The 14,451-nt window shown below is 67.5% G+C and carries 13 protein-coding genes; 5 read left to right on the top strand and 8 right to left on the bottom strand.

Going from position 1 to position 14,451, the window contains the following annotated elements:
* Positions 1 to 57 precede the first annotated feature (57 nt).
* From ACSHSS_RS00615 to ACSHSS_RS00580, 8 genes are all read right to left on the bottom strand, one after another.
* Positions 58 to 1,083, bottom strand: a complete 1,026-nt coding sequence (locus ACSHSS_RS00615; protein ID WP_212161282.1) for an XdhC family protein — start codon at positions 1,081 to 1,083, stop codon at positions 58 to 60.
* A 146-nt stretch (positions 1,084 to 1,229) separates the two neighbouring features.
* The gene (locus tag ACSHSS_RS00610; protein WP_006402719.1) at positions 1,230 to 2,630 is read right to left on the bottom strand and encodes an amino acid permease; all 1,401 of its coding nucleotides are present in this window, start codon (positions 2,628 to 2,630) and stop codon (positions 1,230 to 1,232) included.
* 232 nt (positions 2,631 to 2,862) lie between these two features.
* Positions 2,863 to 3,519 (bottom strand): response regulator transcription factor RqpR, encoded by a 657-nt coding sequence (gene rqpR / locus ACSHSS_RS00605; RefSeq protein WP_006402720.1) that lies wholly within the window; start codon positions 3,517 to 3,519, stop codon positions 2,863 to 2,865.
* A gap of 7 nt (positions 3,520 to 3,526) precedes the next feature.
* Complete coding sequence (gene rqpS, locus ACSHSS_RS00600) at positions 3,527 to 4,318, bottom strand: quorum system sensor histidine kinase RqpS (protein ID WP_212164380.1); 792 nt, start codon at positions 4,316 to 4,318, stop codon at positions 3,527 to 3,529.
* 414 nt (positions 4,319 to 4,732) lie between these two features.
* A complete protein-coding gene (locus tag ACSHSS_RS00595; protein WP_012214327.1) occupies positions 4,733 to 5,503 on the bottom strand; it encodes a ferredoxin--NADP reductase in 771 nt (256 codons plus the stop codon).
* 254 nt (positions 5,504 to 5,757) lie between these two features.
* Positions 5,758 to 6,573 carry an endonuclease/exonuclease/phosphatase family protein gene (locus ACSHSS_RS00590; protein ID WP_006402723.1) on the bottom strand — a complete coding sequence of 272 codons (816 nt, stop codon included), beginning with the start codon at positions 6,571 to 6,573 and terminating at the stop codon, positions 5,758 to 5,760.
* A gap of 5 nt (positions 6,574 to 6,578) precedes the next feature.
* Positions 6,579 to 7,067: a hypothetical protein gene (locus ACSHSS_RS00585; RefSeq protein ID WP_006402724.1), complete on the bottom strand. Its 489-nt coding sequence runs from the start codon at positions 7,065 to 7,067 to the stop codon at positions 6,579 to 6,581.
* Positions 7,068 to 7,316: 249 nt separating this feature from the next.
* Positions 7,317 to 8,036, bottom strand: coding sequence for a nitroreductase (locus ACSHSS_RS00580; protein ID WP_012214325.1), 720 nt, complete (start codon positions 8,034 to 8,036; stop codon positions 7,317 to 7,319).
* 227 nt (positions 8,037 to 8,263) lie between these two features.
* Here ACSHSS_RS00580 and ACSHSS_RS00575 point away from each other — a divergent pair, with 227 nt between their 5' ends.
* From ACSHSS_RS00575 to ACSHSS_RS00555, 5 genes are all read left to right on the top strand, one after another.
* Complete coding sequence (locus tag ACSHSS_RS00575) at positions 8,264 to 9,244, top strand: AAA family ATPase (protein ID WP_006402726.1); 981 nt, start codon at positions 8,264 to 8,266, stop codon at positions 9,242 to 9,244.
* Between the two features lie 140 nt (positions 9,245 to 9,384).
* Positions 9,385 to 10,494, top strand: a complete 1,110-nt coding sequence (locus ACSHSS_RS00570; protein WP_212161285.1) for an NAD(P)/FAD-dependent oxidoreductase — start codon at positions 9,385 to 9,387, stop codon at positions 10,492 to 10,494.
* Positions 10,495 to 10,663: 169 nt separating this feature from the next.
* On the top strand, positions 10,664 to 10,975 hold the full coding sequence (locus ACSHSS_RS00565; protein ID WP_006402728.1) for a high-potential iron-sulfur protein: 312 nt from the start codon (positions 10,664 to 10,666) through the stop codon (positions 10,973 to 10,975).
* A 189-nt stretch (positions 10,976 to 11,164) separates the two neighbouring features.
* Entirely contained in the window at positions 11,165 to 12,472 is a 1,308-nt protein-coding gene (locus tag ACSHSS_RS00560; protein ID WP_212161289.1) for an MFS transporter, read from the top strand.
* 341 nt (positions 12,473 to 12,813) lie between these two features.
* Positions 12,814 to 14,442, top strand: a complete 1,629-nt coding sequence (locus tag ACSHSS_RS00555) for an ABC transporter substrate-binding protein (RefSeq protein ID WP_053297790.1) — start codon at positions 12,814 to 12,816, stop codon at positions 14,440 to 14,442.
* Positions 14,443 to 14,451: the final 9 nt, after the last annotated feature.

Here is a 14,451-nt window from a genome sequence, read left to right as displayed (position 1 = left end):
GCGGCGCATTGCGCGCGTCGCCTTCGCGGTGCGACCGCGCGTGCGGCCGCGCCGGCCTCAGAGCCCGCAGGTCGCGCCGCCGTTCGCGGCGATCTCGCGCGCGGCTTTCGCGCCTTCGACCTGCAGGATCGTCGGCAGCGACACGTTGTTCTTCGCGGCCGTGACCTCGGCGAGAATCGAGATCGCGATTTCCGGCGGCGTGCGGCTGCCGATGTAGATGCCGGCCGGCCCGTGCAGCCGGCTCAGTTCCGCTTCGCTCAGATCGAATTCGCGCAGCCGCTCGCGGCGCGCCGCGTTGTTGCGCCGCGAGCCGAGCGCGCCGACGTAGAACGCGGGCGTCTTCAGCGCCTCCATCAGCGCGAGATCGTCGAGCTTCGGATCGTGCGTGAGCGCGATCACCGCCGAGCGCGCGTCGAGCTTCATGTCGAGCACCGTATCGTCGGGCATCGTGCGCACGATGCGCGTGCCGGGCACGTCCCAGCCGTCCGTGTATTCTTCGCGCGGATCGCAGACCGTCACCTGATAGTCGAGCCCGACCGCGATCTGGCACAGATAGCGCGACAGCTGCCCGGCGCCGATCACGAGCATCCGGTAGCGCGGGCCGTGGATCGTCACGAGCCGCTCGCCGTCGAACGTGAGCCCGTCGGTCGCCTGTGCCGGCGAGAGCGACGCGCGGCCCGTCGCGAGCGTCATCGTGCGCGTGACGAGGCGGCCCGCCTCGACTTCCGCGCAGAGCGCCGCGATTCCGCTGTCGCGCGTCAGCGGCTCGAGCACGAGCTGGATCGTGCCGCCGCACGGCAGCCCGAAGCGGTGCGCTTCTTCGGCCGTTACGCCGTACTTGACCGCTTCCGGCCGCGCGTCGCGCGCGATGCCGTTCGCATGCACGCGCGCGATCAGATCGTCCTCGATGCAGCCGCCCGACACCGAGCCGACCACGAGTCCGTCTTCGCGCACCGCGAGCATCGCGCCTTCCGGGCGCGGCGACGAGCCCCACGTCTTCACGACCGTCACGAGCAGCACGCGGCGACCTTCGTCGAGCCAGCGCGCGCTCGATTTCAGCACGTCGAGATCCACACTTTCCATCGTCGTTCCCTCGTTGATTGCGCGCATTATGAACCGCCTGCCGCGGACGTGCTCGGCGTGCCGCGGCGGCTGCAAAACAAAACGGCGCGCTCGCAAGGCGGGCGCGCCGTCGGTGCGGGCGGCGCGTCGCTGCGCCGCGCGCGGGATTACTCCGCGTGGCCGCGGGCGAGCTTCGAATGGTGTCGCGAATAGAGGAAATAGACGGCGAGACCGATCACGAGCCACACGCCGAACGCGATCCAGGTGACCGGCTGCAGATTCACCATCAGGAACACGCACGCCGCGACCGCGAGCAGCGGCACCACCGGCACGCCCGGGCAGCGGAACGCGCGCGGCAGGTGCGGGTGCGTGCGGCGCAGCACGAGCACCGCGATCGACACCATCGAGAACGCGGCGAGCGTGCCGATGTTGATCAGCTCCGCGAGCACGTTCAGCGGCACGAGCGCGGCGATCAGTCCGAAGAACAGGCCGACGAGCCAGGTCGTCAGGAACGGCGTCGCGTAGCGCGGATGCACGCGCGACAGCGTGGCCGGCAGCAGCCCGTCGCGCGACATCGCGAAGATGATCCGCGTCTGCCCGTAGCTCATCACGAGAATCACGGTCAGCATGCCGAGCACCGCGCCGAGATCGATGAAGCCGGCGACCCATTTCTCGCCGGCGACCTGCAGCGCGTACGAGATCGGGTGCGAGATGCTCGCGTACTGCGCGGACGGCACGATGCCGGTGGCGACCGCCGCGACCGTCACGTAGAGCACCGCGCACACCGCGAGCGACGCGATGATGCCGATCGGCAGGTCGCGCTTCGGATTCTTCACTTCCTCGGCCGCGGACGACACCGCGTCGAAGCCGATGAACGCGAAGAACATCACGGCGGCCGCGCCGAACACGCCGTTCCAGCCGTGCGGCATGAACGGCTTCCAGTTCGCGGGCGTCACGTGGAACAGGCCGACCGCGATCACGAGCAGCACGACCGAGACCTTGATGAACACCATCACGTTGTTGATGCGCGTCGATTCGCGGATCCCGATCGACAGCAGCGTCGTGATCACGATCATCACGAGGAAGGCGGGCAGGTTGAACCACGTGACGACGCCAGGCACCGCACCCGGCGCGGCGGTCAGCACGGTCGGCAGCGTGAGCCCGAAGCCCTGCAGCAGCGACTGCAGATAGCCCGACCAGCCGACCGACACGGCCGATGCCGCGAGCCCGTATTCGAGCATCAGATCCCAGCCGATGATCCACGCGACGAGTTCGCCGAGCGTCGCATACGAATACGTGTAGATCGAGCCGGCGACCGGGATCGTCGACGCGAACTCCGCGTACGACAGCGCGGCGAGGCCGCAGGCGATCGCGGCGATCACGAACGACAGCATCAGGGCGGGGCCGGCCTGCACGGCGCCGGTGCCGGTCAGCACGAAGATGCCGGTGCCGATGATCGCGCCGATGCCGAGGAAGGTCAGGTCGATCGCGCCGAGCGCCTTCTTGAGTCCGGCGGCGTGCGCGCCGGCGATCATGCGATCGACGTTTTTCTTGCGAAAGAGAGACATTGCGGGTGGATCGTCAGCGGGGCGCGCGGGGGCGGCGGTGCTGACTGAGTGAAAACCCGCAATTTTAGCCGATTTGACGCAAAAGGCTCGCGCTCGCGCAGCGTTGCGTCGCCGAATCGTCCGATAAAACAAGCGCTTGCGTGCGCAACGGCCGGGCGGCGGCCGAGCGGCGGCCGAGCGGCCGCGCCGGAACCTTGCGGATGGGACAGCGAGAGGGTGTGCGCGCGGTGCGTCAGGTGCCCGACGCGGGCGACATGTCGACGAGCCGGTTGCTCATCACGTAGAACGTGAGTTCCGCGTTGTTCGACAGCCGCATCTTCTCGAGCAGCCGCGACCGGTACACGCTGACCGTCTTCACCGACAGCGACAGCGTGTTCGCGATGTCGGTGAGCCGCTTGCCCGAGGCCAGCATGCAGAGCGTCTGATATTCGCGGTCGGACAGCTTTTCATGCGGCAGCGGCTCGTTCTCGAACGACACGTATTCGGCGAGCGCTTCGGCCATCGCGGGGCTCACGTACTTGCGGCCCGCGGCGACCTGCTGGATCGCGCCGATCATCTGCGCGGCGTTGACCGTCTTCGACAGATAGCCGGCGGCGCCGGCCTTCAGCGCGCGCACGGCGTACTGATCCTCGCGGTACATCGAGAACATCAGCACCGGCGTGCGCGGCAGCTTGCGCTTCAGGCGCTTGAGCACCTCGATGCCGTTCGTGTCGGGCAGCGAGATGTCGAGCAGGATCACGTCGAACGTCTGCCGGTCGACGGCGGCGAGCGCGTCGGCGCCGTTTTCGGCTTCGGTGACCTCGCGCGCGACGCCGCGGTCGACGAGCAGCTGGCAGATCCCTTGCCGGACGATCGCGTGGTCGTCCACGAGCAGGATGTTCAGGCCCATCGCGACCTCACGACAGCGACGCGAAACGGGCCGCGGCGGGCGCGCCGAGCAGCGCGTCCCACGCGAAGTACGCGGTCACGCGCGTGCCGCGCCCGGCCGCGCCGGACGCCGTGTCGAGCCGGCCGCCGAACGCGGCGCAGCGCGCCTGCATGCCGGTGAGACCGTAGCCGGCGCGGCGCTTGCGCGCGAAACCGGTCCCATCGTCGGTGACGATCAGCGACAGGAACGTGTCGTCGGCGTCGATCCGCACGTCGGCCGAGGCGGCGCGCGCATGCTTCGCGACGTTCGACAGTGCTTCCTGCGCGACGCGGAAAATCGCGAGCGCGGCGTCGCCGGCGAGGTGCGGCACGCGCGCATCGGCCGCGCAGACGAAGCTCGTGCGCAGGCCGGTACGGGCCGCGAAGCCGTCGATCCACGCGGACAGCGCGGGCACGACGCCGCTGTCGAGCGCCGGCACGCCGCGTGCGTCGATCAGCCGGCGATTCGCGTCGGTCGCCGCGTCGAGCGCGCGCAGGCAGCCTTCCGGCGCGTCGGCCGGCAGCCACGCCTGGGCGTTGGCGAGCGCGAAACGCGCGGCGGTGAGTTCTGCGCCGAGGCCGTCGTGCAACTCGCCGGCCAGATGGCGGCGCGCGGCTTCATCGGCGGCGAGCAGCTGCGCGGACAGCACCGCGATGCGCTGCGCGCACGGATCGGATTTCGGGATGGGATCGGCCGACGTTGCGGCGGCGCAGCCATGCGCGGGCAGCCGCGACGGGAACGGGGCGTGAGCGCCGTGGGGCGCATTAAGCGACGTATCCATGACTCTCCCTGCTGTCAGAAAGCGGTTCAGACACCGGTCGGCGGCGCGGGTCGGCGGCCGTCCGGCTCCCGCATGCGGCCGGAAAACGGCGGCATGCCAAGGTAACAAAAGTTACATTCAGTAACACCTGAGTCCGACCCCTTGCGTGCGGCCAAGTCAGCGTCACGCGCCGCGCATAATATCTCAAAAATGGCGAAAAAGTCATGTCGGGCGGACATTTAAGGGTAAATGTGAATAATCGGATTGAACGCGGCGTAGGAAAAAAACCGACATCGAAGGTCGTCGATGCGGTGCGTCAAATGTAACTATTTGAGATGAAATGGTCCGTCATTGTTACGAATTCGCCAAGCGCGGACGAAAAAAAACCGGAGCTTTCGCTCCGGTTTCTTGATGCTGCACAAATTTGGGGATGGATCAGTCGACGAAAGCGCGCTCGATCACGTAGTGGCCCGGTGCGTTGTTCTTGCCTTCGACGAGGCCGGCTTGCTTGAGCAGCGCGGTCGTGTCCTTCAGCATCGCGGTGCTGCCGCACAGCATCACGCGATCGTTTTCCGGCGAGAACGGCGCGACGCCGAGATCGGTGAACAGCTTGCCCGATGCGATCAGGTCGGTGATCCGGCCCTCGTTGTCGAACGCTTCGCGCGTGACGGTCGGGTAGTAGACGAGCTTTTCCTTGATGATGTCGCCGAGGTACTCGTGGCCCGGCAGGTCGTGCTTGATGTAGTCCATGTACGCGAGCTCGCCCTTCAGGCGGCAGGTATGCGTCAGCACGACCTTCTCGAAGCGGTCGTAGATGTCCGGATCGCGGATGATCGACATGAACGGCGCGAGGCCCGTGCCCGTCGACAGCAGCCACAGCGTCTTGCCCGGCAGCAGGTTGTCGACGACCAGCGTGCCGGTCGGCTTCTTGCCGATCAGCACCGTGTCGCCCACCTTCAGGTGCTGCAGGCGCGACGTCAGCGGGCCGTCCTGGACCTTGATGCTGAAGAATTCGAGGTGCTCCTCGTAGTTCGGGCTCACGATCGAGTAGGCGCGCGCGAGCGGCTTGCCGTCGACCTCGAGGCCGACCATCGTGAACTCGCCGTTGTTGAAGCGCAGGCTCGGCTCACGGGTGCAGGTGAAGCTGAAAAGCGTGTCGGTCCAGTGATGGACGGATTGGACGATGGCGGTGTCGTATTTGCTCATGGCTTTCAAAACGGACGCGCGTAGCGGACGCGTGTAACGGGCCCAAAAACGGGCAAAAACCGAGTGCGTCGGCCCGATCGCGGATCGGCCGGCCGGCGCGTCGGACACGCGCCTTCTCGATGACAGACGTTTGAGGAACTGGCTATTTTACCCTGCCTGCGCGAATCGCGGGCTTGCCCCCCGTGGCCGCGCGGATTTGGCGCAACGCGCGCTTACGATGCGCTTTCGATCGCGCGGGCGCGGCCGGGCGGCGCTTATCGCGGATCGAGACGCAGCCGGGCGATGTACGGCAGGTGGTCCGACAGCCACGCGGTTTCGCTCGACGGCGCGCGCCACTCGAGCGGCGTGAGGCCGCGCACGAACATCTTGTCGAGCGCGAGCGCCGGCGAGAACGCCGGGAACGTGCGCCCGGACTCGCCGAGCAGCGTCGCCACTTCGGACAGCCCGATCTCGCCGAATACGGCGACCGAATCGTTGCGCCAGTCGTTGAAGTCGCCGGCGAGCACGAGCGGATCGTCGCCCGCGTTGCGCACGATCCAGTGCGCGATCCAGTGCATCTGGCGCAGCCGCGCCGCGCGCGTGAGCGCGAGGTGCGCACACAGCAGCGTGACGGGGCGCGCGCCGGCGAGCGTCGCGCGCGCGACGAGCAGCCCGCGCCGCTCGAAGCGGTGCGCGGAAATGTCCCAGCGGCCGCCGAGGTCGAGCGGATGCGGCGACAGGATGGCGTTGCCGTGCCGCCACGACGGCTTGAACACGTTCGGCCCGAGCGCGATCTGCCAGTCGAGCGCGCGGGCGATCTCGGTCGCCTGGCAGTGCCAGACGTCGTCGTCGACATCGTCCATCGGCGCGCCGAAGCCCTGCGCGAGCACCGGCCGCGGCATGCGCCGCGCCATCGCTTCCTGCAGGAAATACACGTCCGCGTGCGTCGACTGCATCCAGTCGCGCATCGCGTTCCATGCAGTGAAGCCGAGCGGCGAGCGGCCCTTGTGCAGGTTCCAGCTGACCGCGGTGATTTCGTCGGGGGCCGCGTGCGGTTCGGCGAACGGGACGGATAGCGCGTCGGCAGCCATGGCGATCAGTCCTTCGCGACGTGCGCGCGCACGCGGTAGACGAGATGCGGATGCTGCTCGACGAGCGTCCAGTCGGTCCAGGCGTCGGCGCCGACCGACAGGCCCGGATGGCTCGCGACGATCTGGCGCGGCGACGCCGGCATGCAGGGATCGCTCTGCCGTGCGCTTTCGTCGTCGAGCGTTTCCTGCACGTCGAGCGCGAGCGAGACCGTGCCGGCCGCGGTATCGGCGGCGAGCGGCGCGACCGTGACGGCGCGCGAACGCTCGGTCGGCACGACGCGCGCGGCATTGCCGCAGCCGACCGGCACGGCGGACGGATAGCGATGGGTGTCGGTGCGCGTTTGACCCACGGTGGTCTGCTGCTGGAACGTGTCGATCGTCTGACCGTCGCGCACGACCTGGATCTCCCACGCAACGACGGCCGGTGCAGGGCTTTGCGCATGGGCGGCGAGCGCGACGCTCGCGAGCAGGACGGCCAGGCCGTGTTTCAGCATGAAGCTTCTCCGGAAACGCGGGGTAGTGGGGAACGGACGCTCATCTTACGCCCGATCGATTTCGGCAGCGCTGTCGCCGCACGCGGCGGCGAGCGGTGCGGAGCACGATGCGGTCCCGCTACGGTCCTGTCCCGCTTTGGTTCGGGTACGGCCGCGCTGCGGTTCCGCTGCCGCCCGTGCGCCGGCGCGACGCATCGGCGTGCCGGCGACGGACGGACGCTGTGAAAAGTAGGTACGCGTCACGCGTTTTCAAGCGAAAAAACGCGCGAACTCGGCGACGCTCGCACGCTCGGTGACGAGGCGGTTCTCGACCGCATGCGGATCGGCGTAGCCGAGCGACATCCCGCAGACGAGCTGTTCGTTGTCCGGGATGTCGAGGTGTTCGGCGACGATCCGGTGAAACGGCACGAACGCGGCCTGCGGGCACGTATCGAGCCCGCGCGCACGCGCGGCCGTCATCACGCCTTGCAGAAACATCCCGCAGTCGAGCCATGCGCCGTGCGTCATGATCCGGTCGAGCGTGAAGAACAGCGCGACCGGTGCATCGAAGAAGCGGAAATTGCGTGCGTGCTGCGCATGCATGCGCGCTTTCTCGTCGCGACCGATGTTCAACAGGCCGTACAGATCCCAGCCGACCTTGCGGCGCCGGTCGATATACGGCGAGACCCATTCGCGCGGGTAGTAGTCGTATTCGGCGACGTATTTTTCGTCGCGTGCGGGATCGTCGTATGCGGCGGTGAGCGCGGCCGCGAGCGCATCGCGCGTCGCGCCCGTCGCGACGTACACGTGCCACGGCTGGATGTTCGTGCCGGACGGCGCGCGGCTCGCGGCTTCGAGGATCGCCTCGAGCGTCGCGCGCGGCACCGGCGTCGGCAGGAATGCGCGCACCGAGCGGCGCGACGTCAGTGCGGCGTCGACGGCGCGGATCGCGTCGGGATCGACGTTCGGAGGAGCGGCGGGGACGGACATCGGCATACCCTGGAGACGAAAGCGGACGCGGTACGCGGTGCACCGCCGGCCATGCGCGGCGACCGGTGAACTGACGATGATACGCCGCGCGGCGCAGGCCTGCAGCGCGCGGCCGGTGTTAGCAGCAGCCTCGCGCGGCTGCTTGCTTGCACGCGCGACGCGCGCCGCTACACTGAAAATCGTAAGGGTCTGATGATCGTGTGACAGCAAGCAGCGGTGAGGTTGGTATGACGACGGCGATGGTGAAACAGGAACTGGCGGTGGCGTCTTTCAGCACGGTGTACGACCTCGAGCAGGTCGAGACGGCACTGAACGATTTGAACGAAAGCGCGAGCGATGCCTTGCGCGCAACCTACGAGCGGATGCTGAAGACCGGCAATCTGCGTTTCTGCGTGAAGCCGAACCGGATGCCGTCGTTCGACGCGCTCGGCGAAGCGCTGCCCAATTTCGCCGAACCGCTCGACGACGTGCGCAAGCAGGTCGCGCTCTGCCTCGAAACCGACGATCGGCTCGAACTGATGCCGATCCTGCTGCTCGGCCCGCCGGGGATCGGCAAGACGCATTTCGCGAAGGCGCTCGCGCAGATGCTCGGCACCGCGTATCACTACGTGCCGATGAGCTCGCTGACGGCCGGCTGGATCCTGTCGGGCGCATCGTCGCAATGGAAGAACGCGAAGCCCGGCAAGGTGTTCGACGCGCTCGTGAACGGCAGCTATGCGAACCCCGTGATCGCCGTCGACGAAATCGACAAGGCCGGCGCCGATGCGCAATACGATCCGCTCGGCGCGCTCTACGCGCTGCTCGAGCACGACACCGCGCGCGCCTTCGTCGACGAATTTGCCGAAGTGCCGATCGATGCGGGCAACGTGATCTGGATCGCGACGGCGAACGACGCGCATGCGATTCCGGAGCCGCTGCTGAACCGCATGAACGTCTACGAGATCGCGCCGCCCGATGCGGCCGGCGCGCGCCGCATTGCGCAGACGATCTACGACGAGATCCGCATGTCGCATGCGTGGGGCCGGCGCTTCCCGGAAACGCTCGGCGACGCCGCGCTCGACGTGCTGGCCGCGACGCCGCCGCGCACGATGCGCCGCGCGCTGCTGCACGCGTTCGGCGCCGCGCGGCTCGACGGACGCGACGCGATCGAGCCGCGCGACATCCGCGCGGACGAAGGCTCGGCGCGGCGCAGGCCGATCGGGTTCTGAGCGGCGCGCTGCGGCGCGCGCCGCGCAGCGTGTGCGATGCGTAACAGTCGTGACGAGACGTACATCGCGATCGGCAGGCGGGCGAACCGGGACGTACAATTCCGCTGTCTCCCCTCTACGCGCGAGCGACGCGACAAGTCATGGAGCAGATGGATTGTGTAGTGATCGGCGCGGGCGTCGTGGGTCTGGCGATCGCGCGCGAGCTGGCCGCGCGCGGACGAGAGACGCTCGTGCTCGAGGCGGCCGACGCGATCGGCACCGGCACGAGCTCGCGCAACAGCGAGGTGATTCACGCGGGGCTCTACTATCCGCGCGGATCGCTGAAGGCGTTGTCGTGCGTGCGCGGGCGCGACCTGCTGTACGACTTCTGCGAGACGCATCACGTGCCGCACCGGCGCGTCGGCAAGCTGCTCGTCGCGACGACCGCCTCGCAGGTGAAACAGCTGAAGGCGATCGCCGCGCGTGCGGAGGAGAACGGCGTGCTCGATCTGCTGCCGCTCACGCGCGCCGAAGCACAGGCGCTCGAGCCTGCGCTCGAATGCGTGGAGGCGCTGTTCTCGCCGTCCACCGGCATCGTCGACAGCCATCAGCTGATGCTCGCGCTGCTCGGCGACGCGCAGCGCGACGGCGCCGTATGCGCACTGAAGTCGCCGGTCGAATCGATCGACGTGCTGCGCGGCGGGCGCTTCGTCGTGCGTACCGGCGGCGACGCGCCGACCGAGATCGAAGCCGCGTGCGTGATCAACAGCGCGGGCCTCGGCGCGCAGGCGCTCGCGCGCCGCACGCGCGGCCTCGATCCGCGCTGGGTGCCGCCGCTCTATCTCGCGCGCGGCAATTACTTCAGCTTGTCCGGTCGCGCGCCGTTCTCGCATCTCGTCTATCCGATGCCGGACCGCGCCGGCCTCGGCATTCACCTGACGTTCGATCTCGCCGGGCAGGCGCGCTTCGGTCCGGACGTCGAATGGATCGACGCGCTGCGCTACGAAGTCGATCCGGCGCGCGCGGGCGCGTTCTACGCATCGATCCGCGCGTACTGGCCCGAGCTGCCCGACGGCGCGCTGCAGCCCGCCTACGCGGGCATCCGGCCGAAGGTCGCGGGGCCCGCCGAGCCGCCCGCCGACTTCATCGTGCAGGGCGCCGCGCAGCACGGCGTGCGCGGGCTCGTGAATCTGTTCGGCATCGAATCGCCGGGGCTCACGGCCTCGCTTGCGCTCGCGCAACGCGTCGGCGAGATGGCCGCATACGGCTAGCGCCCGTTCGCGCGAGGCGCGCGCACGGCGGGCGGCGCGCATCGCAGGCGCGCCGTGTGAAATTCATTATTTCCGGCATTTCGGGACGCACGTTTCGGCGCTTGGCGGTTATGCTGTAGCGGCTGTCGCCAGAACAGCTTTCAAACCGATAACGTTGGAGCGAGTCCCCATGAAAACATCCCGTCGGAGTTTCCTGATTTCGAGCGTCGGCGTCGTGTCCGCGCTGGCGCTGTCGCGCGAAGCGCTGGCCGATGCGCCGATGCTGTCGGAAAGCGATCCGACCGCGCAGGCGCTCGGCTACAAGGCCGACGCGACGAAGGTCGACAAGGCGAAGTATCCGAAATATGCAGCGGGCCAGGATTGCGCGGCCTGCATGCTGTACCAGGGCAAGAAGGGCTCGACGTCCGGTCCGTGCGCGGCGTTCGGCGGCAAGCAGGTCGCGGCGAAGGGCTGGTGCAGCGCGTTCTCGAAGATGGGCTGATGCCCGGCGGCATCGTGCGATGCCGCGATATGTGGTGAAAACCGCACAACGCCCGCGATCCTGCGATCGCGGGCGTTTTTATTGCTTGAAAACGGTTCCGGTGCTTTCTACACTCGCTGCACATCGATGCGCGGGGCAACGCGCACGCCGCGCCGTCCGCGACGGCAAACTCTCCACGACGAGGCACGCATGGCGACGATTGCGAATTCAACGAAACCGGTCCGCCCCGAGCGTGCGCTGAACCGGCGTGCGGTGGCCGCTGCGGTGATCGGCAACGCGCTCGAGTGGTACGACTTCACGGTGTTCAGCTTCATGGCCGTCGTGATCGCCGAGCTGTTCTTTCCGACCTCGAGCGAATACGGGTCGCTGCTGCTGACCACCGCGACGTTCGGCGTCGCGTTCTTCATGCGTCCGATCGGCGGGATCGTGCTCGGCCTGTATGCGGACCGCGCGGGCCGCAAGGCCGCGCTGTCGCTCGTGATCCTGTTGATGACGGCCGGCATCTTCCTGCTCGCTATCGCGCCGCCGTATGCGGCGATCGGCATCGGCGGGCCGTTGCTGATCGTGTTCGGCCGGCTGCTGCAGGGCTTCTCGGCCGGCGGCGAATTCGGCAGCGCGACCGCGCTGCTGATCGAGGCCGCGCCGTTTTCGAAGCGCGGCTTCTACGGCAGCTGGCAGATGTCGAGCCAGGCCGCCGCGCTGCTGATCGGCGCGGTCGTCGGCGCGGCCGTCACGCGCGGCCTGTCGCCCGAAGCGCTGCGTGCCTGGGGCTGGCGCGTGCCGTTCATCCTCGGGCTGATGATCGGCCCGATCGGTTTCTACATCCGCCGCCATCTCGCCGATTCCGAAGCGTTCCTGCACGCGCAGCAGAACGCGCGCCGCGCGACGCTCGGCGACGTGTTCGCGCGCCACTCGCGCGAAGTGCTCTGCGGGCTCGGCTCGGTGATCGCGCTGACCGTGACGATCTACGTGCTGATCAGCTATCTGCCGACTTTCGCGGTCAAGCAGCTGAAGCTGCCCTACGCGGATTCGTTCTATGCGGTGATCGCAGGCAATCTGCTGCTGACCGTGCTGTCGCCGCTCGCCGGAGCATGGTCGGACCGCATCGGCCGCAAGGGGCTCTCGCTCTGGTCGCTGGTGCTGACGCTCGCGCTGATCTATCCGCTGTTCGCATGGCTCGACGCCGCGCCGAGCATCGGCCGGCTGATCGCGGTGCAAGTCGTGCTGTCGATCACGCTTGCCGGCTACTACGGGCCGTTCGGCGCGATGATCGCCGAACTGTTTCCGGCCAACGTGCGCTCGACCGGACTGTCGATCGCCTACAACGTCGCGGTGATGCTGTTCGGCGGCTTCGGCCAGTTCATCGTCACGTGGCTGATCAAGGTGACGGGCACGCCGCTCGCGCCGACGTACTACGTGATGGCGGGGCTCGCGCTGTCGATCGTCGCGGTCGCGTTCGTCCCCGCACGCAGCGCGGACCTCGACGCGCCGGCATGAAAGGCACGCACATCGATCGTTGCGGCGCGCGCGACGCAGCGCGCGAAATACGCGAAAACGCCGCAAAAGCGCGGTAAAGGCGCACCGTGCGGCCGTGCGCTGCACGTCTGCTTCGGCGTCCCTCCTGTTTAGTTGTCGACGGAAACACGCGCGCGATGCGCGGAACCGTCGCTCGCACACGCGTTGACAGCTTTCGATTGCGCAAAACATCGGCAAAAACCCGCGCAAATGCGTGTAGAGAGGTTTTTTCTCCAGCTTGTTGCAAAATCGCTTGCTCAAGTAATATCCGCGTACGCCGGCCCCGGGAGGGACCGGTTCCGATCTGGAGACCTGGAGGAAACATGGAACACAACCGTCTGTTGCACACCCTGCGTGTTACCGCCATTGCAGGCGTGGCAGCGGCATCGCTCGGCGTCGCGGGCTCTGCATTCGCACAGATCCCGAACAAGACGCTCGTCTACTGCTCAGAAGGCAGCCCGGCGGGCTTCGATTCCGCGCAATACACGACCGGCGTCGATTTCACGGCCGCCACGTTCACCGTCTACAACCGCCTCGTCGAATTCGTGCGCGGCGGCACGAAGGTCGAGCCCGGCCTCGCCGAGAAGTGGGACGTGTCGTCCGACGGCAAGGTCTATACGTTCCACCTGCGCCACGGCGTGAAGTTCCACACGACCGACTTCTTCAAGCCGACGCGTGAATTCAACGCGGACGACGTCGTGTTCACGTTCGAGCGCATGCTCGATCCGAACAACGCGTTCCGCAAGGCGTATCCGGTGTCGTTCCCGTACTTCACCGACATGGGCCTCGACAAGCTGATCACGAAGGTCGAGAAGGTCGATCCGTACACGGTGAAGTTCACGCTCGCCGAACCGAACGCGCCGTTCATCCAGAACATGGCGATGGAATTCGCGTCGATCCTGTCGGCCGAATACGCGGATCAGCTGATGAAGGCCGGCAAGGCCGCCGACATCAACCAGAAGCCGGTCGGCACGGGCCCGTTCATCTTCCGCAGCTACACGAAGGACGCGACGATCCGTTTCGACGGCAATCCGGATTACTGGAAGAAGGGCGAAGTGAAGCTGTCGAAGCTGATCTTCTCGATCACGCCCGATCCGGGCGTGCGCGTGCAGAAGATCAAGCGCAACGAATGCCAGGTGATGAGCTATCCGCGCCCGGCCGACATCGCGACGCTGAAGGCCGACTCGAACATCGACATGCCGTCGCAGCCGGGCTTCAACCTCGGCTACCTCGCGTACAACGTCGAGCACAAGCCGGTCGACAAGCTCGAGGTGCGTCAGGCGCTCGACATGGCGATCAACAAGAAGGCGATTCTCGAATCGGTCTATCAGGGTGCGGGCCAGGCCGCGAACGCGCCGATGCCGCCGACGCAGTGGTCCTACGACAAGAACCTGAAGATGGCCGCCTACGACACCGCCAAGGCGAAGGCGCTGCTCGCGAAGGCCGGTTATCCGAACGGGTTCGAGATCACGCTGTGGGCGATGCCGGTGCAGCGCGCGTACAACCCGAACGCACGCCTGATGGCCGAGATGATCCAGGCCGACTGGGCGAAGATCGGCGTGAAGGCGAAGATCGTCACGTACGAGTGGGGCGAGTACATCAAGCGCGCGCACGGCGGCGAGCAGGACACGATGCTGATCGGCTGGACCGGCGACAACGGCGACCCCGACAACTGGCTCGGCACGCTGCTCGGCTGCGAGGCGATCAAGGGCAACAACTTCTCGCACTGGTGCTACAAGCCGTTCGACGACCTGATCCAGAAGGGCCGCACGACGACGGGCCAGGACGCGCGCACGAAGCTCTACACGCAGGCGCAGCAGATCTTCGCGCAGCAGCTGCCGTTCTCGCCGATCGCGAACTCGACGGTGTACCAGCCGGTGCGCAAGAACGTCGTCGACATGCGCATCGAACCGCTCGGCTACGCACGCTTCGATGGTGTGAGCGTGAAGTAACGCAGCAGG

It is taken from the genome of Burkholderia sp. BC1 (genome assembly GCF_052683555.1).
This window is presented reverse-complemented; position numbering and strand designations above follow the sequence as displayed.